The organism is Nocardia sp. CY15 (assembly GCF_009829295.1).
GTDB lineage: Bacteria > Actinomycetota > Actinomycetes > Mycobacteriales > Mycobacteriaceae > Nocardia > Nocardia sputi.
This window is the reverse complement of sequence record NZ_VUOT01000013.1, coordinates 1-18,959: the sequence shown is the minus strand read 5'-3', so window position 1 is coordinate 18,959 and position 18,959 is coordinate 1. Positions and strand designations below refer to the sequence as shown.

The window sequence follows — 18,959 nt, the reverse complement described above, 5'->3', positions numbered from 1 at the left end:
CCTGTCAGGCGACGCGTTCGGTGCAGGCGGTGGCCATCTGGCCGAGGGCGGCGCGCATCGGCGCGGTGAACGTGGCGGTATCCACTGCGCTCAGCGCTCCAGCCACCAGTTCGGCGATCATCGTCTCGGCACGTGCGGGCGCGCCGGATTCGGCGATCAGCTCTCGGGCGCGGTCGATGTCCGCCGCGTCGAGCCGAGGACGATTCAGCAGTTCCGCCAGTTCGGTCCGGGCCGACGAGGTCGCCATCTCCCGGGCGAGGACCACGACGGTGGTCGCGGTGCGCTCCCCGAGGTCGCTGTCGGCGGGCTTGCCGGTCACGGCCTGTGCTCCGAAGATGCCGAGAAGGTCGTCACGCAACTGGAATGCCTCACCGAGCGCGGTGCCGTACCGGCCCAGCGCGTTGAGCACGGACGCACCACAGCCTGCCATCGCGGCCCCCATCTCCAAGGGCCGTCGCACCGTGTAATTGCCGGACTTGGCTCGGGCGATCGCCAGTACCGAGGTCAGTTGTGGCTCGGCGCGGGCGTCATTGAGCAGATCTTCGAACTGCCCTGTCGCCAGTTCCAGCCGCATGGTGTCGTAGTACGGCCACACCGGTCCGAGCGCGGCCGCGGAGAGCCCACTTTCCCGGAGCATCTGCTCGGCCCACACCAGGCACATGTCCCCGAGCAATGTCGCGGCCGACTCGCCGTACCTGGTGGCGGAACCGGGCGCACCGGCGCCGCGGTGCAGTGCGGTGAACCGGACATGCGCGGACGGAGCGCCTCGGCGCGTCTCGGACTGGTCCATGACATCGTCCTGGAGAAGGGCGAACGCGTGAAGCAGCTCCAGACCGGCCGCTGCCCGCAAGGCCGCCCGGTCATCCGCTGCGCCGCACAGCCAGCCCAGATACATGAAGGTCGACCGCAGGCACTTCCCGCCCATCGCGTACTGGAGCAGGATGTCTTGCGCACCGCGGCGACGCAGCGCGGCCGGGCATGCCCGCAGGAGGAAATCACCGATCTCGTCGAGCACCGCCCGCCGCACCGCCTCCCGCCATACCGGAAACGAGTCCGCGCCATCGAGCGCCGGAATCTCACCGACCGAGTCGGCCGGTGGTGATTCGGACGACGCGATGCTCATCATCGATCCCTTTCCTGCGCCTGCGGCGCGCAGCTCACTACCAGAGATGGTGTCCATAACGATGCATTAACGATTCGAAACACAGCCCTGCAACGTTTGGAAGTCGCCCGCGAAGGCCCACCCGCCGCTACACGTGGGCGTCGAGACGCCGGTGACCGCGACCGTGGCTCCCGGGCCTGCGATGCCGATCGACAACCCGGGTCGCACGCCGGATGTGGTGACGCTCGCGCCGGGGCCGAGGGCGACCGCGGCCGGGCCGGACAAATAGGTCGAGTTCGAGGTCGCGGTGCCACCGTTCTGCGCGATCGCGAGGGACAAACTGGCCGGTGCGGCGTCGGCGGCAGCGGTTCCGTCGATGCCGTAAGCGGCGGCGGCGCCACCGGCGTCACTGGTTGCCGAGCATGAGGCGCCGCCGCCGGAAGACCGCGCCGTCGCCGGGCCCGGCGACGGGCATTCCGCAGGCGGAGCGGAAGTCGCGGTGGGCGCGGCGAGCAGTATGCCCAGCGACGCCGCCCCGACGCCGGCCACCAGCCCGAGTGATCGCGTGCGAGTGAGTCGATCCATGACGTCCTCCCATTGGGGTCTTTGGGCTTCTAGCGCTTCACACTACTCCTCTAATGATGCAAAATCGACGCATCACTTGGGTAGCATTCGACGCTCCGCACGACACCGCATCCACTCGCCGAGGCGGTTCGCCGACTTCGCCCGCTGACGACGGTCGGTGAAGAAACATCCGGCTCGCGACGAGGAGCAGACGACATGCCGATACCGAACCCGCGCAGGATGCTCCGCCATGGACGTCCCCTTCCTCGGCCACCATCGGTCGCGCAGTCCCGCGGCCGCGATCGCGACCATCTCGAGCAGATGCGGTCCCGCGATGGTTGAGCGCCGATCCGCGGAATTCACGGTGGGCGCCGTGGCGGCCAGGCTCGGGGTTCCGGTCGCGACGCTGCGCAGTTGGAACCGGCGTTACGGGATCGGCCCGCCGACATGGCAGCCCGGCGTCCATCGCCGCTATTCGGAATCCGAGATCGCGACGGTGCGGCGCATGATCGAACTCGTTCGAACGGGCGTCACCCCCGCCTCGGCCGCACGACGAGCACTGGCCGAAGCCGATCCGGCAACGGAGGATCGCAGCGCCCTACTCGGCGCCGCCGAAGAGTTCGAACCCGATGTCGCCCTCAGCGTGCTCATCACCTGTCTCGCGCGTGACGGCGTCGTCGCGACGTGGAACCGGCTGTGCCGTCCGGCGTTCGAGGCGATCGTCACCGGGCAAAGCGCCGGGCGGGGCCTGATCGAAGTGGAACATCTGCTGTCGTGGGCGACGATCGCGGGACTGCACCGCATGTTCCCGCCGGTCCGGCGCCCACGCTCCCAACCACCGATCGTCCTGGCGTGCCCCGCGGGGGAGGACCACGTGCTGCCGCTCGAAGTGCTGCGAGCCGCGCTGGCGGAGCGGGGCATCGTCGCGTTGCTGCTGGGCGCGGCGGTGCCCGATCCCGCTCTGCGGGCCGCCTTGTCGCACCACGACCGGTCGTGCGTGCTCGTGCTGTGGTCCCAGATGCCTGCGACCGCCACGCCGGAAACGATCCGTGCCGGGCAGCGGGCCGGCGCGCGGGTACTGGTTGCCGGACCCGGCTGGTCCGCGATCGCGTTGCCACCCGAGGTGGCGCACGTCAGCTCGCTCGAGGAGGCCATCGAAGCGGTGCGGGATCTCGGCGAGCGACATGACCTCACGTGACCACGGTTTCGCGACTCGCTCCGCGTCGAAGCGATGCCCGCCGGCAAGTCCCGGCCGAATCGCTCCGTGGCCGCCGGTTCGGCCGGAACACCGGAGCGACACGGGACCTCGAGCGTGCGCAGACGCCGTCGTCGTCGACAGTGCATTCGGCCAGACCGAGTTTTCACAGGTGGTAGCGGTGTATTCGGTCGGCAGCACGCCGCGGTACCGCCACAGCGGCACCGCCTCATCGACGAATTCGTCCAGGCACAGGGCACCGAGTGCGCCCCGAGAATGAAGCCGGTCGGAGCCGTTGTCCTGGACGAACGCGTCGATCTGCGCTCGAGTCAGGAGAAATACCCGCCCGGGAGGTCCTGCCTGGGCTTGCGGCCATGGCTCTAAGTTCGCCAGACCGCGGCGAACTCATACCAAGGCCCGCCTAGGGGCTTCGCCGAGAAGTCGTCGAACCCGGCAGGTTCGCCGTTCGGCGAATAGACCCAGCCGGAGCTGGTGGTGAGACCGAACCCGGTGGCCTCGATGAAGTAGACAGCACCGTTGGCGTCCGCAATGGCGTAGGAGATATCGAATCGACCGATCTCCAGCTCGCGGCGGTGCCTTTCGGGGCCGGCCAGCAGCTCTTGCGCCAGTGCTTCGAACGCCGGCCGCGCCTCGTCGAACGAGGTCGGTGGCACGAGCAGCCCGATCGCCGACGCGACCAGCACGGCAGCCGGAGCCGGAAGAATCCACCACGAGCGACGACGGTCTCGTGCCACGAGGTAGAGCGTGCGGATCGCCCAAGCTGTGCCCGCCCCCGCGAGTCCCACGAGCGCTGCCGCGCCGAACAGGAGCGGGTCGGCCCACCGCATACTCCCGAATCGAGAAGGCCACCAGCCGTGCTGGAGGCAGATCAGTACGACCAGCGCGACAACGACAACGGTCGCGATGATCGGACCGGGAGGTTTGCTCGCCTTGCCCGCACCACTCGCCTTCGCGGCAGTTCCCTTTTGCTCACGCATCAGCATGATCCGATCTCTACGTCGGGTCGACCAGCGTGCTGTGGCGTTCACCGCGGCGGCCGCAAAAGGTATTCACCGGCAAGCTGAATGGCTTCGCGTTTGGTGTACCCAGGGTGGTCGGCGACGATGAAATGGCGGCCGATCGCAAGGGCGAATGTCAGCGTACTGCGTGCCTCGATCTCGTCCGGGTCGGTGATGAAGGTCTGGAACATCTTGCGCAGGAACTCCATCCGCTCGTTGTCGATCCGGCGCAGCCGCGTCGCGACGGACTCGTCGTGGCGGGCCCAGGCTCGCACCGCGAGATCGATCCGGTGCAGGTCCTCTGCGAAGGTCAGCTGTCCTGCCCGGCGGATCCGGTCGGCGGGATCACTGCCTTCGGCGTCGGCTCGCGCGATGACCTCTGTCGTGCAGCGGCGTTCCCACTCGTCGAGCATTTCCGAGAGCAACGCGGGACGGCCGTCGAAGTGCCCGTAGAACCCGCCCTTCGTCACGCCGATTTCGGCGGCGAGCGTCTCGACGCGGACGGCGTCGGGCCCTCCTCGGGCAAGCGCTTCGAGGCCCGCCTCGATCCAGCGGGCGCGTGTGGTGCGGGGCACGGCGGGAATGTCGGGACCTCCATTGATCGCGCTGCTTTTATACGTTACCGTACAGATCAAATGTACGGCACCGTATAAATCAGTTTCTCCGGCAATGGGAACCAGCCCGGCGGGTTCGCGAGGATTCCGGGTGAAGGACGAACATGGAAGGTCACGATGAACTTCGGAAAGCGATCACTTCGCTGGGCGAGCGGGATCATGCTGACGCTGGGGACGGGGCACCTGATCCTGGCGGCGCTCGCCTCCTGGCAGGAAATCACCGGCTGGGTCGATCGAGGCATATGGGCAGCCGTCCCGCTCACGCTCGCCGACGAAGACGCCGGGCAGCCGGCGGATTCCCTGCCGGACAAGGTCACCTTCTGGGCCGGTCCGGGCAGCTTCGCCGTGCCGTTGATTCTCTTGGGACTGCTGACCTGGCACCTCGCCGGGCGCGGGGTCACGGTGCCCGCCGGGATCGGCTGGGGTCTCGCGGCATGGTGTTCGCTGTGTGGCGTCCTTCTCGTGCCCTCCCCGTTCTTCGTCGGAATCATCCCGGGGGTGCTCATCGTGCTGGCGGCGCGCAAGGGTGATCGGTCGCCGGGCGCGGGTGTCTCGCGCGCCGAGCTTTCGGGCAGGTGAACCGCCCTCGTTTCCGAGGCTCACTCGAATGCTCGCCGCGCTACCGCGTAGGAATTCCGTGACCACGGCGCCCGGCGACGCCGTTCGACACCCTTTCGATCCAGCTCGACTCGACGGCTAGCGGGCGGGCACGATCGGTCGGCCGCTGCCGGGCCCCGGGGCCGGCGGTACCAGTGCACCGGCGGGCGGGTTGCTACTCGGCGCCGAGCGTGCGGGCGGGGGCGCCAGCATCTGCAATGGCAGCGTTGCCGGCGGTGGGGGAGGACCGCCTCGCGTGCCTGGTGCGGGCTTGTCGGGACCGCATCCTGGAGCGGTCGCTGTGCTGGGTGTTTCACCGCAGTTCTGCGCCGGGCCGGTCGGAACGATGGGTTCGGCGGAGGCGGTGGCGGCGGCGATCATGAGCCACACCGATACGCCGGTCGGTGCGATCCAACGGCGCCGACCTCGCGTCTGGATCACAGCCATATCGGATCACCGTAGACAGCGACCGAATTGTCGGCTGTAGCCGTCGAAATCGACACGATCGCGAACGAGCGAAGACTGACCGCGCCCGCACACGCATCGATCTTGATCTGTATCTGATCGACGGAGATCGAACCGTGCGCTCCGGCGAGCGCTTTCGTGCCCAGCGTGATGCTGTTGATGGTGCCGGGCTTGATGGTCGTCGACATGTTCGGCAGTGCCAGCGCGCTGCCGCCGACCGAGAGGCCGGGCGTCGGGGCGACGGTCACCATGGCGTTCGGGCCGATCGCCGCGGAAATTCCCACCGTCAAGCCGTTGGATACGTCGACCTGGCAGCCGATCTGGTATCCCAGCTGCAGTGTCCCGGAGTTCACCGGCTCCCGGCCCTCGCCGCTGATGTCCGCCGCCGCCGAGAGCGTGACGAACCCTTCCCGGGTGAACGGTGTCGCGGCCAGATTGGGTACGCGTTGCACGTCTTCCGCGGTTTTGCTGACGCGTAACTCCCAGCCGTCCTCCGTGCCGACAACGCGAGATTTGTCCGCCATTTGGTCAGCGGTCGCGGGGGCCGGGGTCATGCCGAATGTCGCGGTCGCAGCGATGCTGAGCATCGCTATCGTCGAGCCCTTCAATGGAATCCTTAGTACAGGTAACAGTCGGTCGTCATAGTACTGACCGGCTTCCTGTTGCGGCACCCGAAGCGCGTCGAATTCCGGACCGCATCGGCCGTCGACCGCTCCAGCCCGCTGCGGGAGCGTGCGCCGCAGCCGGGTGTCAGGGGAAAGTCGGGTCAGCGGTGGATATATCCCCGGGTGAGTGGTGCGTCGTCCAGGCGGGGGGCGATCGATTCACCGCCGAGTGCCTGGCGCAGTATCGCCTGCTCGTCCTGGATGACGTGCATGACGGCGTTGATCAGGGCGAGGTGGGTGAACGCCTGCGGATAGTTGCCCCAGTGGCGGCCGGTTCGTGGGTCTATCTCCTCGGCGTAGAGGCCCAGAGGGCTGGCGTAACCGAGCAGTTTCTCGCACAACTGTTTGGCTCGCGTCTTCTCGCCGATCTCCGACAGCGCCGAGACCAACCAGAACGAGCAGATCGTGAAAGCGCCTTCCTCCCCGGCGCACCCGTCGTCGGTCTCACCGACGCGGTAACGCAAGACGAGGCCGTCTTCGGTCAGCTCGTCGGCGATCGCCAGCACGGTGTTGCGTACCCGGTCGTCGTCGGGCGGCAGGAAACGAACCAGCGGGATGAGCAGGGTCGAAGCGTCCAAGGCAGTGCTGCCGTAGTACTGGGTGAACACCCGCCGAGAGTCGAGCGCGTGCGCGCAGATGTCGGCGTGGATCTCGTCGGCGGCTTGTTGCCAACGATGCGCGCGTTCGAAGTCCTGGTGGATGCGGGCCAGCCGGGCGCCGCGATCGGCGGCGACCCAGCACATGACTTTGCTGGAGGTGAAGTGCTGGGGCTGCCCGCGAACCTCCCAGATGCCATGGTCGGGCTCGCGCCAGTAGGTGAGGGCGCTTTTGACCGCCCGGCCCAGCAGCGGCCAGGCACGCGCATCGATCTGATCTTGGTGGCGGGCATAGAGGTAGACCGCGTCCAGTGCGGCGCCCCACACATCGTGCTGCCGTTGCCGGTAGGCGTCGTTGCCGATGCGTACCGGTCCCGCGTTGTCGTAGCCGCGTAGGTGGGTGAGGGTCTGTTCGGTGAGATCGGTTTCCCCGCCGATGCCGTAGACGATCTGCATGTCGCTGGCTTCTTCGGTCAAGTCGAGGATGTAGGAGAAGAAGTCGTTCGCCTCCCAGCTGAAGCCGAGTGTGTACAGGCCCCACAACGCGAAGGCGGAATCGCGGATCCACGAGTAGCGATAGTCCCAATTGCGTTTTCCGCCGGGGGTTTCCGGCAGCGACGTGGTGGCGGCGGCAGCGACGGCCCCGGTGGGGGCGAAGGTCAATGCCTTGAGTGTCAGTGCGCTGCGGGTGAGTTCCGCGGTCCACGGATGGTCCGGGAATCGGCCGCCGGCCAGCCAATGCCGCCAGTGATGGACCGTCCGCAGCAGCCGTTCATCAGCCTCCTCGACGTCGCGAGGGGCGTCGCGACTGCCCCAGGAGAGCGCACAGAAGCGGGTGTCGCCAGTCTTCAGAAGGGTGCGGGCTACCGCGTGCGTTCCTTCCAGTCCCAAGCGCATGTCGGTGCTCAACGTCAGTTGCAGATCGGTCCCGTCGGCACTGGCTTGGGCGAGGTGGTAACTGCCCAGATAATCCCACCGAGCGCGATACCGGCCGTAGTCGAAGGCCGGTTGGCAATCGAGCCCGAACTGGATCTGCCCCGTCTCGCAGTGCACCGTCCGCAGCAGGATGTGCTCGGCGTCGTAGTCCGTGGGGGTTCGCCGGTGGGCGCTGCGGCCGGGGGTCTGGTGCCGCCAAGGGCCCACCAGCAACACGTCACGCACCGTCGCCCACCCGTCACCGCTGCGCCAACTCGTCTCCATGACCATCGTGCCGGGGATGTAGCGACGATCGGTGGGCACCATGAAATCGGCGGGGCCGAACCGGAACGAGCCGGCGGAACGATCGAGGATGGCCGCGAAGATACTGGGGGAGTCCATGCGGGGCAGGCACATCCACTCGATGGCACCGCTGGGGGCGATGAGGGCGGTGACCTCACAGTCGGAGATGAACCCGTAGTCATCGATGCGCGGAAACGCAGTGAGCCGCGGCGTGCGTTCGATTTCGACCATGCGCTGCTCCATCGTCATCTCGGCGGCTACCGGCCGGCCGGCCATCCATGCGATTACGCGCTGGACCGCCTTCCTTCTCGACCACACTGCGAGCATTGCCGGGGCGTGCGTGATGTGACGCTTCCACCAGCCCACCATCTGGTGGGCCGGATCGGCAAGCACTGCGGACTAACGATCGTCTTCGGCCCGGGGAAAGTCTGGGCTGACCAGCCGCCGAGCGGCGAGCACGATGGCGGCGCGGCGTTCGGCGACGCGGTGGGGGTCGGCGCGGATGGCGTGCATGGCCGCGGTGCGGGCGAGGTCGGTCAGCATGACGATCAGTGTGATCGGCGCGAACGCCTCGGTGATCAAGCCCTGTTCTTGTCCGCGGTGGATCTCGGCGAGCTTTCCGGCGATGATGCGGCGGATGGCGTCTTCGGCGGCGGGGATGTGGGTCTGTTCGATCTCGGCCCAGGCTTGCAGGCGGGCGTTGTCGGGGTGCGCGACGTAATGGTCGAAGAGCCTGCCCACATAACCGGGGAGGTCCGCGGCGTCGAGGGCGGTCTCGTCGGTGGTCTGGGTGACCCACGCCTCGGTCACGGCGGCGTAGAGCTCCTCCTTGCCGGCGAAATACGCGTAGAGCCGGTCTTTGCTCGCTTTGGCCGCGTCGGCGATCCGATTGATGCGCGCGCCCGCGATGCCGTACCGGGCGAACTCCGCTTTGGCCGCGACGAGTATTCGTTCGCGGGTGGCCTGACCTGCTGCGCGCATGGCGGCATCCTATATTGCCGAACCTTTTGGTTCGGATATACAGTTTCCGAACCAAAAGGTTCTGGAAACCGCACCGGGAACGAGGATGGACATGAGCTCTATGGGGACTGGTTGGCGAGATCTCGCCACCCGAGAGGCCGGGGTATCGGCCGCGGAGCTCGATGCGCTGTGGGCCGATCTACCGGTGACGCGCGCCGAAGACATACTCGGGGAGTGGAAGGGCGCGGCGTTCCCGACGGCGCACCCGCTGCGTAAAGCGCTGTCGGCGAGTCGCTGGTACGGGAAGACGTTTCACAGCCTGCTCGATGCCAAGCCGTTGATCTGCCGCGCCGAGGACGGATCGCTGTTCTCCGATGTCGAACTCGGCGGCGGGGAGGCGACGTTGTGGAACATCGAATTCCGCGGCGAGGTGACCGCCACCATGGTCTACGACGGCCGCCCGGTCTTCGATCATTTCAAATGGCTCGAGGAGAACACCTTGATGGGCATCATGAACGGCAGGCCCGAACTGGTGCTTGCCGGCGGCGAGTACTTCTACTTCCTGCTCGAGCGGGTCTGAGCGATGGTGACCTGCACCGCGGTGCTCTCCCGCGATCCCGCCGCGCCGTTCACCGTGGAAGCCGTCGAGATCGACGACCCCCGCGACGACGAGATCTTGGTGCGGGTCCAGGCCACCGGTATCTGCCACACCGACCTCGTCACCCGCGCGGCGGGCCGCGCCGACCGTCCCGTCCTGCTCGGGCACGAGGGCGCCGGAGTGGTGGAGACGGTCGGCGCGGCAGTGACCGGTGTGCGCCCCGGAGACCGTGTCGTATTGACCTTCCGGCACTGCCGGACGTGCCGGAACTGCCGGGCGGGGCGCCCGGCATACTGCGTGCGAGCGGCGGAACTCAACCAGTTCGGCGGCCGGGCCGACCGCTCCCGCCGGATCACCGTGGCGGGAACGCCGGTGCGGGACGGCTTCTTCGGCCAGTCCAGCTTCGCCGCTTACGCGTTGACCAGCGCAGACAACACGGTGGTCATCGATGCCGCGGTCGAACCGGCGGTGGCGGCTCCGCTGGGCTGCGGGTTCCTCACCGGCGCTGGCGCGGTGCTCAACGTGCTGCGCCCGGACCGGGATTCCCGCATAGCGGTCTACGGCGCCGGGGCGGTCGGAATGGTCGGCGTGCTGGCGGCACTGGCGTGCGAAGTCGCCGAGCTGGTCGTGGTCGAGCCCTCACCGACGCGGCGAGCGCTGGCGCGGGAACTCGGCGCCACCGCGGCCCTGGATCCGGCGGCCGACGACATCGTGCCCACGATCCGGAAGCTGACCGACGGCGGGTCGACCCACGCGCTGGACACCACGGGCTCGGCGAGTGTTCTTGCCACTGCGGCCGCCGCAACGGCGATCGGCGGCACCGTGGTCGCGGTCGGCCTGGGCACCGGGGTGCCCGAGATCGACCTGCGCGATATCGTTCTGGGCGGCAAGGTGATACGAGGTTGTCTAGAAGGCGACGCGGTGCCCGCCACCTTCATCCCGCACCTGCTGGACCTGTATGCCTCCGGCCGGTTTCCCATCGATCGGCTCGTCACCCCGTATCCGCACACCGACATCAATCTCGCGCTCGCTCAACAGCGCGAGGGAAAGGTCATCAAACCCGTCCTGACCTGGGGAGCGTGACGGCCGGCCCCGTAGGCCGCCGGCGACGGCGCGACCGGGGTGGGTGCGCTGTTTCGCGCGGCGCCGAAAACCTATTGAACGCCGCGTGCTTCGGTTCCTACGCTCAGCGAGTGAACGGCTTCTCCGGACTGCTGAATGTGGTCGATGTCGAGGCGACGTGCTGGGAGGGTGGGATCCCCGCGGGCGCGGTCAGCGAGATCATCGAGATCGGGTTGACCGTTGTCGACCTGGACGCGCGAGACCGGATCGCCAAGCACCGGATCTTGGTCCGGCCCGCGCGGTCCACGGTCGGCGCGTTCTGCACCGAACTCACCGGCCTCACGCAGGCCGAAGTCGACACCGGCATGGCATTCGCGGACGCGTGCCGCCTGCTGGCGACCGAGCATCGAGCTGGAATCCGGCCGTGGGCCAGCTGGGGTGACTACGATCGCAAACAATTCGTAAGGCAGTGCGCGGCCACCGGTGTCGCATACCCCTTCGGGCGGCGGCATACGAACGCCAAGCAGGTCTTTTCCGAGGCATACGGCCTGAAGCGCCGTCAGGGGATGGCGGGCGCGCTACACATCGCCGGGATGCCGCTGGAGGGCCGTCACCATTGCGGCGCGGACGACGCCTGGAACATCGCCGCTCTGGTCCTGGACATCGTCGGACGCCACGCCTGGCGCACTACTACGGAATCCTGACGGGCCAAGAGCCGGATCAGCGTCTCGCGACGTCGGCCCCCGCGCCGGGGGACGACTAGTTGCCGCGTCCCGCGCGTTGCTGGCACACGTGCCGCTGGCACAGCCACACCCGGGCTTCGATCTACCCCGCGCCGGTTCGTCCATGGCAGCGACTCTTGTGTCCGATTCTTGGTGATCGCCTGGTTGGTGCCGTGCAAAAGGGGGGATACCCGCGGAAGGGCCGGGTGCGTGCACAGGCATGCGGCTCTCGGGACCGTGGGAAGGGGCTGGCATGGTGTCGAGCACGCTCGCCGCGCTCTACCAAGCGTCGGCGCAAGGACCGCCCGGTCTGCTGCCCGCACGCCAGCAGATGGCGTTCTCGCTGGGCTGGCACATCGTGCTGGCCTGCTTCGGGGTGGCGTTTCCCGCGATGATCTACGTCGTACACCGCCGCGGCATCGTCCACGACGACCCCGTGGCACTGGGCTTGGCCAAACGGTGGGCCACGGTGTCGGCGATCCTGTTCGCCATAGGGGCGGTCTCCGGAACGGTCCTCAGTTTCGAAATGGGGCTGCTGTGGCCAGGGCTGATGGGCCGCTACGGCGACGTGCTCGGCTTGCCGTTCGCCTTCGAAGGACTTTCGTTCTTCATCGAGGCGATCTTCCTGGGCATCTACCTCTACGGGTGGGGCCGCATGCCGCCACGGAGGCACCTCGCCATGCTCGTCCCGATGGGTGTCGCGGGGGTGGTCGGCACGTTCTGTGTGGTCAGCGTCAACGCGTGGATGAACAACCCGACCGGCTTCCGGCTCGTCGACGGCTCGGTGACCGATGTCGATCCGTGGCGAGCGATGTTCAACGACGGCGTCTACCTCCAATTCGCGCACATGTGGGTCGGGGCGTTCATGGTCGTCGGATTCCTCGTGGCAGGCGTCTACGCGGCCGGGCTGCTGCGGGGACGCCGCGACACCCACCACCGGCTGGGGTTCACCGTCCCCTTCGTCTTCGCTACCGTCGCCGCACTCGCACAACCGCTCATCGGGCACGTTCTCGGGATGCGGGTGCACGATACGCAACCGGCGAAGCTGGCCGCGTTCGAACTGGCCCCCACCACCGAAGGTCCGGCTCCGCTGCGACTGGGCGGTGTGCTCGTCGACGGCGAGGTACGCGGGGCGCTCGAGATCCCACGCCTGGGTTCGATCATCGCCCGCAACTCGCTGACGGCCCCAGTCCCGGGGCTGGACACGGTCCCCGTCGACGACCGGCCGCCGGTCAACATCACTCATCTCGCTTTCCAGACCATGGTCGGCATCGGCACCCTGCTCGCGCTGCTGGTGATCGTCTTCTGGCTGCTGCGCTGGCGGCGCCGCGACCTGCTGGACGATCGCTGGTTCCTGCGGGCGGCGACAGCCACCGGACCCCTGGCCGTTCTCGCTCTGGAATGCGGCTGGATCGCCACCGAAGTGGGCCGTCAGCCGTGGACGGTGTGGCGGGTACTGCGCACGGCCGACGCCGCGAGCGCGAGTACCGGTCTGTGGTGGAGCTACATCAGCGTGGTGCTGGTCTATCTCGGGATGACGGTGGGTGCGATCGTCGTCTTGCGTTCCATGGCGCGTCGCTGGCGCAGCGGCACCACGACCATCACCGCTCCCTACGGACCCGGAGCGTCCCCGGTCGACCAGGCGCAGCGTGCCCGCAGCGTCGGAAAGCCGTGACCGATGGATCTCTCCGACGTGGTCGCGACGGCGATGTTCACCGGCGTGGTGCTGTACGCGCTGTTCGGTGGAGCGGACTTCGGCTCGGGATTCTGGGACCTGACCGCGGGCGGACCGCGCCGCGGCAGCCGCATGCGGGTGCTCATCGACCACAGCATCGGTCCGGTATGGGAAGCCAATCACGTCTGGTTGATCTACATCCTGGTGTTTCTCTGGACCGCCTACCCCACGGTCTTCGCCGCCGTCATGACCACCCTGTTCATCCCGATGAGCCTGGCACTGCTCGGGATCGTGCTGCGCGGGGCCAACTTCGCGTTCCGCAAGTACTCCGCGACGCTGAGTCAAGCGCGCCTGTTCGGCGCCTTGTTCGCCGGCGCGTCGCTCATCACGCCGTTCTTCTTCGGCACCGCCGTCGGTGCGATCGCCTCCGGCCGGGTGCCCGCCGAGGGGTACGGCGACGTGGTGGGCTCGTGGCTGAACCCGACCTCGATCCTTGGTGGCACTCTGGCCGTCGGGACGTCCGCCTTCTTGGCCGGTGTCTTCCTCACCGCCGATGCCGCTCGCTCCGGCGACCACGCACTCGCCGAGTACCTGCGTTCCCGCACGTTGCTGGTCGGCGTCGTGACCGGCGCGATCGCGATCGCGGCGATCGCGCCGATCCGTCGTGACGCGCCGACCCTCGGCGCCGAACTGCTCGGCCGCGCCCTGCCGCTGATCGTGCTCTCCGCCGCTGCCGGGGTACTCACCCTGGCCTTGATCCACCGTCGCCGATTCGGCTGGGCGCGGGTGCCCGCGGCGGTCGCGGTCGCGGCGATCGTCATCGGGTGGGCGGTCGCGCAGACGCCGTGGATCCTGGTCGATCAGATGCTCATCGCCGACGCCGCGGGAGCACGAGCGACGCTCCTCGGACTGCTCGCCGTCGTCGCCCTCGCCGCTGTGACGGTTCTTCCCGCCTTGACCTACCTGTTCTGGCTCACCCAGACCGATGCCTGGGTCCGCGACGAGCCCGTCGCTGTCGGGTCCGCCGAACATGCGGAGGACACCGACGTGGCCTGACGGCCGGTCGCCGCCTCTGTCAACAAAAAGATCGGTTTGTTTGCGAGCGCCGGTGGTATCCGCTGCACGTATCGGTTCGACAGCGCGGTCGTGCCGGTACGCCTCGGGGCACCCTCATTGCTCGACGACCAGCAGCTTCGAAGTTATCGCGAATCGCTTGCGCCGCACGAACACGAGGTGCCTCTTCCAAAAGGATGGACGGCGCAAAGGATTTGCATCGTGATCGACGACGTGAACGGGCCCATCACCGATGACGAAGACCGAGACCGGATCGTCTGGCCCGAGTCCAGCTCCCTGAACGCATGGTGGGCGGATGTCATGAGCCACCGGTTCCCCCGAACGCAGACCACGTCATCGAGTTGACCAGGATCGGCGTGGAGGCCGTTGTCGAAAGGGCGGCCAGCGACGAGAGCCGAGTTCGGTGGTGGACTGGGTAAGCCGTTGTCACCCGCGCGTGGCGTCGAGGACGGTCACATGAACCGCCCGCCGGTCACCTCGAGCACCGTCCCGGTCATGTACGACGACAGATCCGAGGCCAGAAACAGTGCGACGGTGGCGATCTCGCTCACCTCACCCGCGCGCCCGAGCGGGATTTCGGCCAGCTTCCGATCCCACACCTGCTGTGGCAGTGCCTCGGTCATCGCGGTGCGGATCAGGCCGGGCTGGATCGCGTTGACCCGCACCCCCACATGCGCGAGTTCCTTGGCCGCGGCCTTGGACAGGCCGACGATGCCCGCCTTGGCGGCGGAGTAGTTGGTCTGTCCGGCCAAGCCGATCTTGCCCGAGAGCGACGACATGTTGACGATCGCGCCGCCGCCACGCTCCCGCATGATCGCACCGGCCAGCCGGGTGCCGTTCCAGGTGCCTTTGAGGTGTACCGAGATCACTTGATCGAACTGGTCCTCGGTCATCTTGCGCATGGTGGCGTCGCGGGTGATTCCGGCGTTGTTGACCATCACGTCGACGGGGGAGAAGGACTCGGCAGCGGCGTCGAGCAGCGCCCGCACCTCGTCGGCGACGGTGACATCGCAGCGCACGCCGCGCGCGACGGCCGCGCCGCCGAGTCGCTGCGCCGCGTCCGCCGCCGCGGCACCGTCGATGTCACCGACGACGACGCGGGCGCCCTCGGCGACGAATCGCTCGGCGATCGCATACCCGATCCCCTGAGCGGCCCCGGTGATCACAGCGGTCTTGGCTTGGAGTAGTGGGCCGGTCATGCGTTTTCCTCACGGTTGTCGGTGTTCGGGGTAGCGCACGGCCGCATCACGAGCGCTTCTTCGCTGCGCGGACCAGGCCGCCGCCGATGATGAGCCGCTGGATCTCGCTGGTGCCTTCGTACAGGCGCAGGAGGCGAACGTCGCGGTAGATGTGCTCGACGGGCACCTCGCGCATGTAGCCGGTGCCGCCGTGGATCTGGACCGCGTTGTCGGCGACCCGGCCGACCATCTCGGTGCAGAACAGCTTCGCCACCGACGGCGCGATTCGGCGGTCCTCGCCGGAGACGTACTTGGCCGCCGCGTCGCGGACCAGGGCCCGGCCGGCCATCACACCGGTCTGCTGGTCGGCGATCATGGCCTGTACCAGTTGGAAGTCGCCGATGGCCGTCCCACCCTGGGTGGCGGTGGCGGCGTAGGCGACGGATTCGTCGAGCGCTCGCTGCGCGGTGCCGACCGACAGGGCGGCGATGTGCACGCGCCCGCGGGACAGTGAGCTCATCGCGGCACGGTAACCGACATCCTCGGAGCCACCGACGAGCGAATCCGCGGGGACGCGGACTTCGGAGAAAGTGACATCGGCGGTCCAGGAGCCCTCGTGGCCCATCTTCGCGTCCTTGGGGCCGACCGTGACGCCCGCGGTGCCGGCGGGCACCAGGAACACCGCGATGCCGGGCCCGTCCGGCCCCGGCTCGCGGGTACGGGCGAAGGTCACGAACAGGTCGGCCAGCGGGGCGTTGGTGATGAACCGCTTCTGGCCCTCGATCACCCAGTCGTCACCGTCACGGGTCGCCTTGGTGCGCAGACCCGCCGGATCGGAGCCCGCGCCGGGTTCGGTGAGGGCGAAGGAGGCGACCACTTCCCCCGAAGCGATGCGTTCCAGCCACTGCTCCTTCTGTTCCTCGGTGCCATAGTTCACCAGCACCTGACCCGCGATGCCGTTGTTGGTGCCGAACATCGAACGCAGCGCCAGGCTGGTGTAGCCGAGTTCCATGGCCAACTCGACGTCTTGGGTGAGGTCGAGGCCGAGACCGCCCCACTGTTGCGGGATCGCGTAGCCGAACAGGCCCATGTCGGTGGCCTGGCGCCGGAGGTCGTCAGGGATCGCATCGGTCGCCAGGATCTCCGACTCGCGGGGCACCACCTTCGTCCGGACGAACTGACGAACCTGCGCCAGGATCGGCGCGAAGTCCTCGGCACTGACTTCGGACACTGTCGGCTCCTTCGGTCGGCCTTCACGAGCAGCTCGGCCGGTGCGCTCAATATATCGTTAGATAGCGTAACGACCACATCGACGGCATCGCCGCCGAAGGAGATGGCATGCCGGGGATGTCGAGATCTATCCGGGGGATCGGCCGATCCGCTATGGGCGAATTCGAAGCAGGTGGTGTCTCGATACCTGGCGTGAATCATCGACCACGATGAAGTCCGGGCCTGAGTTACGCTGCGGCTAACGCATACGCATGGTGCCCACCGAGGACCTGTCCGAACTCAGTGCTGAGCCTTCGGCGCGGACAGCCGGTCACAGACGCAGGAGGGTAGCGAAAGTCTCGGGATAGATAGAGCGGTTCACGCACGCTCCCTCGCCGTAACCTCAGCTCTCGGACGGCCGGGGCAGCGCGAGAAGTTCGTCGATGATCTCGATCGGCGTCAGCGAGAACGGTGCGGCATCCAACGAGGTCGCGTTGCGGATCTGAGCGGCGAGACCCGCGGGGCAGTCTGCACCCGGGCGGGCAGTGGTGGCGCACGCCGTGCAGCCCTCGACAGCGTCGGTGAGATGGGCTTCGACATTGCGCATGTCGAGCGCGGCGATCAGGTCGAACACGCTGAAGCGGTCGATCGGCATGTCGGTATTTTCCTCTGGCTCGATGTCCAACCGGGTCAGCGGCCCGCCCACCATGGTCGCGCGACGTGAGCGGTCGCCGGCGGCTGATCCGTTCCGCGGCCGACGGCGCTGTCGACCTGCCGACATCATTGTCGGGACGGATGTCCGGGGCGACGACGTTGTCGTTCGGACGAGGAGCACGCACGTGCTTTTGTATAGGCTCCGCATCGGTAATGTAACAGATGGATATAGGCTCGGGGAACCCGTCAGCAAACTCCACATCTACTTGAATTCATGTGATACGGGCCACTGTTACCATGCCGGGGTGCGGCACGAGCCGGGCCTCTACTCTCTGGGTCGGCGACGGCGACGAAGGGCTCGATCGGCGCAGAGAACCTCCTCTTCGACTTGCTTGCCTACTACGACAGCGCAACTGCCTGGCACAGGACTGGGGCCTCGGCCCTCGTCTTCGCCGACCCACGGAGCGCAGCCCAGTCGAACCGGCGCGTAGCGCGGTAGCGAAGGCCTACGCTGTCCTGGCCGAGGATCAGTCGTGTTTGTCAGTTGGGGGAACCGATGTCCGACACCGCGCTCTTGCTGATCGACCTGCAGAACAGCTACCTCGTTCAAGACGTTCGCGACGCGCTGGGCTGGCCGCCGATCTGGCGGCTCGACCAGGTGGTGGGCGAGTGCCGTGACCTCGCTGAATCCGCCCGCGAGTCGCGCATCCCGGTCATCTACTCACGTCAGATCCCCAGTCCCGCAGGGCCGTTGGCACTCAATCCGCGCTCCGCTCGGCATCGCCGCTCCCGCGCCCAACTGTTACCGAAGCTGTCCGCCGAAGACCGGCATCGGCGATCGCAGATCATCGACGCCGTGGCACCGCAGCCGAGTGATCTGGTGCTCGACAAGACCCGGCACAGTTTCTTCGCCTACACCGAACTCGACCCGATCCTGCGCAGCATGAACATCCGTCGGCTCGTCGTCGCGGGCCTGCAGACGAACGTGTGCGTCGAGGCCACCGTTCGTGCCGGGTTGGAACGGAACTTCGAAATGGCCGTCGCTGAGGACGCGGTCGGTACCGACGGCCCCGCCCTCCACTTCGCGGCGTTGAACGCCATGCGGGTGCTCTACGTCGAAGTCGCCCCCTGGCGCGAACTCATCGCTCCCGGTGCTCCGTGGGATCTGGCCTACCGGACACCCAACTACGGCCGGGACCCCGCGTACTGGTCGGACCCGCACATGCCCGTGCCGAACCACTAGCGCCGCTGCACAGCCAGCTCGTCAGCTCCTCCCCACGACCATCATGCGAACCCTTCCGCTTTCTCGGTCGAGTGTCACCACTCGCCGGCCGGCACTTCACCGTCGGAGCCCAGGACGACCGACGCGCCGACGGTTCCACCGGCGACCAGTTCGATCAGGGTGTCGGAGGATCCGGGGTCGCGGTACAGGACTTCGGATTCGTAGGTGAGTTCGTCTCGCGTGCGCAGTTGCGCGGCGGCAGTGGCGAGGTCGTCGTAGCTGAGCACCCGTTCTCCGATGAACGCCGGATCGCTGCCGCGTAGCAGGTGGGTGCGGTGCGCGTAGGTGACCGGTCGCGGTGATTCGGCCGCGATCTCGGCGACGACGGCGGGATCGTCGAGGGAGAGCCAGTCGACCCCGGCGCCGGATCGGGTGCCGCTGAGCGTCAAGCCGATCTTGATTTCGAGGTGGTCCGGCAGTGGCGTGTCGAGTGCGTCGACCGGGACCAGGGCTGCGCCGGTTTTGAGTACGGCCCAGGTGGCGATGACGGCTTCGAGGCCGCGGTCCAGC

The 18,959-nt window shown here is 67.7% G+C and carries 20 protein-coding genes; 9 read left to right on the top strand and 11 right to left on the bottom strand.

Annotation, left to right across the window (positions count from 1 at the left end):
- Nucleotides 1–4: 4 nt before the first annotated feature.
- On the bottom strand, nucleotides 5–1,123 hold the full coding sequence (locus GVY39_RS17160) for a polyprenyl synthetase family protein (protein WP_159925623.1): 1,119 nt from the start codon (nucleotides 1,121–1,123) through the stop codon (nucleotides 5–7).
- Nucleotides 1,124–1,189: 66 nt separating this feature from the next.
- On the bottom strand, nucleotides 1,190–1,687 hold the full coding sequence (locus GVY39_RS17155; RefSeq protein ID WP_159925621.1) for a DUF6764 family protein: 498 nt from the start codon (nucleotides 1,685–1,687) through the stop codon (nucleotides 1,190–1,192).
- Nucleotides 1,688–2,000: 313 nt separating this feature from the next.
- On the opposite strand from GVY39_RS17155, the gene GVY39_RS17150 reads away from it, so the two are divergent.
- Complete coding sequence (locus GVY39_RS17150; protein WP_159925619.1) at nucleotides 2,001–2,864, top strand: MerR family transcriptional regulator; 864 nt, start codon at nucleotides 2,001–2,003, stop codon at nucleotides 2,862–2,864.
- Nucleotides 2,865–3,241: 377 nt separating this feature from the next.
- On the opposite strand, the gene GVY39_RS17145 is transcribed toward GVY39_RS17150, so the two are convergent.
- A complete protein-coding gene (locus GVY39_RS17145; protein WP_159925617.1) occupies nucleotides 3,242–3,859 on the bottom strand; it encodes a DUF1109 domain-containing protein in 618 nt (205 codons plus the stop codon).
- Nucleotides 3,860–3,906: 47 nt separating this feature from the next.
- On the bottom strand, nucleotides 3,907–4,515 hold the full coding sequence (locus GVY39_RS17140) for a TetR/AcrR family transcriptional regulator (protein WP_201295249.1): 609 nt from the start codon (nucleotides 4,513–4,515) through the stop codon (nucleotides 3,907–3,909).
- Between the two features lie 96 nt (nucleotides 4,516–4,611).
- Between GVY39_RS17140 and GVY39_RS17135 the strand changes: the two genes are divergently transcribed.
- Nucleotides 4,612–5,073, top strand: a complete 462-nt coding sequence (locus GVY39_RS17135; protein ID WP_159925615.1) for a DUF6463 family protein — start codon at nucleotides 4,612–4,614, stop codon at nucleotides 5,071–5,073.
- 455 nt (nucleotides 5,074–5,528) lie between these two features.
- Here the strand turns inward: GVY39_RS17135 and GVY39_RS17130 are convergent, their stop codons facing one another.
- From GVY39_RS17130 to GVY39_RS17120, 3 genes are all read right to left on the bottom strand, one after another.
- Nucleotides 5,529–6,227 (bottom strand): MspA family porin, encoded by a 699-nt coding sequence (locus tag GVY39_RS17130; RefSeq protein ID WP_236565500.1) that lies wholly within the window; start codon nucleotides 6,225–6,227, stop codon nucleotides 5,529–5,531.
- 95 nt (nucleotides 6,228–6,322) lie between these two features.
- A complete protein-coding gene (locus GVY39_RS17125; protein WP_321209646.1) occupies nucleotides 6,323–8,266 on the bottom strand; it encodes a glycoside hydrolase family 15 protein in 1,944 nt (647 codons plus the stop codon).
- A gap of 168 nt (nucleotides 8,267–8,434) precedes the next feature.
- Nucleotides 8,435–9,016: a TetR family transcriptional regulator gene (locus GVY39_RS17120; RefSeq protein ID WP_159925613.1), complete on the bottom strand. Its 582-nt coding sequence runs from the start codon at nucleotides 9,014–9,016 to the stop codon at nucleotides 8,435–8,437.
- Nucleotides 9,017–9,101: 85 nt separating this feature from the next.
- On the opposite strand from GVY39_RS17120, the gene GVY39_RS17115 reads away from it, so the two are divergent.
- The 6 genes from GVY39_RS17115 to GVY39_RS17090 all read left to right on the top strand — a co-directional run bounded on the left by GVY39_RS17115 (nucleotide 9,102) and on the right by GVY39_RS17090 (nucleotide 14,471).
- Nucleotides 9,102–9,575, top strand: coding sequence for a DUF4334 domain-containing protein (locus tag GVY39_RS17115; RefSeq protein ID WP_159925611.1), 474 nt, complete (start codon nucleotides 9,102–9,104; stop codon nucleotides 9,573–9,575).
- Between the two features lie 6 nt (nucleotides 9,576–9,581).
- Nucleotides 9,582–10,676, top strand: a complete 1,095-nt coding sequence (locus tag GVY39_RS17110) for an NAD(P)-dependent alcohol dehydrogenase (RefSeq protein ID WP_195071955.1) — start codon at nucleotides 9,582–9,584, stop codon at nucleotides 10,674–10,676.
- 110 nt (nucleotides 10,677–10,786) lie between these two features.
- Nucleotides 10,787–11,359, top strand: a complete 573-nt coding sequence (locus GVY39_RS17105; RefSeq protein WP_159925607.1) for a 3'-5' exonuclease — start codon at nucleotides 10,787–10,789, stop codon at nucleotides 11,357–11,359.
- A 271-nt stretch (nucleotides 11,360–11,630) separates the two neighbouring features.
- A complete protein-coding gene (locus GVY39_RS17100) occupies nucleotides 11,631–13,052 on the top strand; it encodes a cytochrome ubiquinol oxidase subunit I (RefSeq protein ID WP_159925605.1) in 1,422 nt (473 codons plus the stop codon).
- A 3-nt stretch (nucleotides 13,053–13,055) separates the two neighbouring features.
- On the top strand, nucleotides 13,056–14,108 hold the full coding sequence (locus GVY39_RS17095) for a cytochrome d ubiquinol oxidase subunit II (RefSeq protein ID WP_159925603.1): 1,053 nt from the start codon (nucleotides 13,056–13,058) through the stop codon (nucleotides 14,106–14,108).
- Between the two features lie 219 nt (nucleotides 14,109–14,327).
- On the top strand, nucleotides 14,328–14,471 hold the full coding sequence (locus GVY39_RS17090; protein ID WP_159925601.1) for a hypothetical protein: 144 nt from the start codon (nucleotides 14,328–14,330) through the stop codon (nucleotides 14,469–14,471).
- A 107-nt stretch (nucleotides 14,472–14,578) separates the two neighbouring features.
- Here GVY39_RS17090 and fabG read toward each other — a convergent pair whose 3' ends face one another.
- The 3 genes from fabG to GVY39_RS17075 form a co-directional block, all read right to left on the bottom strand.
- Nucleotides 14,579–15,325 (bottom strand): 3-oxoacyl-ACP reductase FabG, encoded by a 747-nt coding sequence (gene fabG, locus GVY39_RS17085; protein ID WP_159925599.1) that lies wholly within the window; start codon nucleotides 15,323–15,325, stop codon nucleotides 14,579–14,581.
- 46 nt (nucleotides 15,326–15,371) lie between these two features.
- On the bottom strand, nucleotides 15,372–16,535 hold the full coding sequence (locus GVY39_RS17080; RefSeq protein WP_195071915.1) for an acyl-CoA dehydrogenase family protein: 1,164 nt from the start codon (nucleotides 16,533–16,535) through the stop codon (nucleotides 15,372–15,374).
- 381 nt (nucleotides 16,536–16,916) lie between these two features.
- Entirely contained in the window at nucleotides 16,917–17,168 is a 252-nt protein-coding gene (locus GVY39_RS17075; RefSeq protein ID WP_159925597.1) for a hypothetical protein, read from the bottom strand.
- 555 nt (nucleotides 17,169–17,723) lie between these two features.
- Between GVY39_RS17075 and GVY39_RS17070 the strand changes: the two genes are divergently transcribed.
- Nucleotides 17,724–18,410 (top strand): cysteine hydrolase family protein, encoded by a 687-nt coding sequence (locus GVY39_RS17070; RefSeq protein WP_159925595.1) that lies wholly within the window; start codon nucleotides 17,724–17,726, stop codon nucleotides 18,408–18,410.
- A 74-nt stretch (nucleotides 18,411–18,484) separates the two neighbouring features.
- On the opposite strand, the gene GVY39_RS17065 is transcribed toward GVY39_RS17070, so the two are convergent.
- A partial coding sequence (locus tag GVY39_RS17065; protein ID WP_159925593.1) for a hypothetical protein occupies nucleotides 18,485–18,959 on the bottom strand: 475 nt, incomplete at its 5' end.

Coding starts and splice junctions, on each gene's coding strand:
- GVY39_RS17160 (WP_159925623.1), bottom strand. CDS start 1,123: ATGAGCATCGCGTCGTCCGAATCACCACCGGCCGACTCGGTCGGTGAG.
- GVY39_RS17155 (WP_159925621.1), bottom strand. CDS start 1,687: ATGGATCGACTCACTCGCACGCGATCACTCGGGCTGGTGGCCGGCGTC.
- GVY39_RS17150 (WP_159925619.1), top strand. CDS start 2,001: ATGGTTGAGCGCCGATCCGCGGAATTCACGGTGGGCGCCGTGGCGGCC.
- GVY39_RS17145 (WP_159925617.1), bottom strand. CDS start 3,859: ATGCGTGAGCAAAAGGGAACTGCCGCGAAGGCGAGTGGTGCGGGCAAG.
- GVY39_RS17135 (WP_159925615.1), top strand. CDS start 4,612: ATGAACTTCGGAAAGCGATCACTTCGCTGGGCGAGCGGGATCATGCTG.
- GVY39_RS17125 (WP_321209646.1), bottom strand. CDS start 8,266: ATGGTCGAAATCGAACGCACGCCGCGGCTCACTGCGTTTCCGCGCATC.
- GVY39_RS17120 (WP_159925613.1), bottom strand. CDS start 9,016: ATGCGCGCAGCAGGTCAGGCCACCCGCGAACGAATACTCGTCGCGGCC.
- GVY39_RS17115 (WP_159925611.1), top strand. CDS start 9,102: ATGGACATGAGCTCTATGGGGACTGGTTGGCGAGATCTCGCCACCCGA.
- GVY39_RS17100 (WP_159925605.1), top strand. CDS start 11,631: ATGGTGTCGAGCACGCTCGCCGCGCTCTACCAAGCGTCGGCGCAAGGA.
- GVY39_RS17095 (WP_159925603.1), top strand. CDS start 13,056: ATGGATCTCTCCGACGTGGTCGCGACGGCGATGTTCACCGGCGTGGTG.
- fabG (WP_159925599.1), bottom strand. CDS start 15,325: ATGACCGGCCCACTACTCCAAGCCAAGACCGCTGTGATCACCGGGGCC.
- GVY39_RS17075 (WP_159925597.1), bottom strand. CDS start 17,168: ATGCCGATCGACCGCTTCAGCGTGTTCGACCTGATCGCCGCGCTCGAC.
- GVY39_RS17070 (WP_159925595.1), top strand. CDS start 17,724: ATGTCCGACACCGCGCTCTTGCTGATCGACCTGCAGAACAGCTACCTC.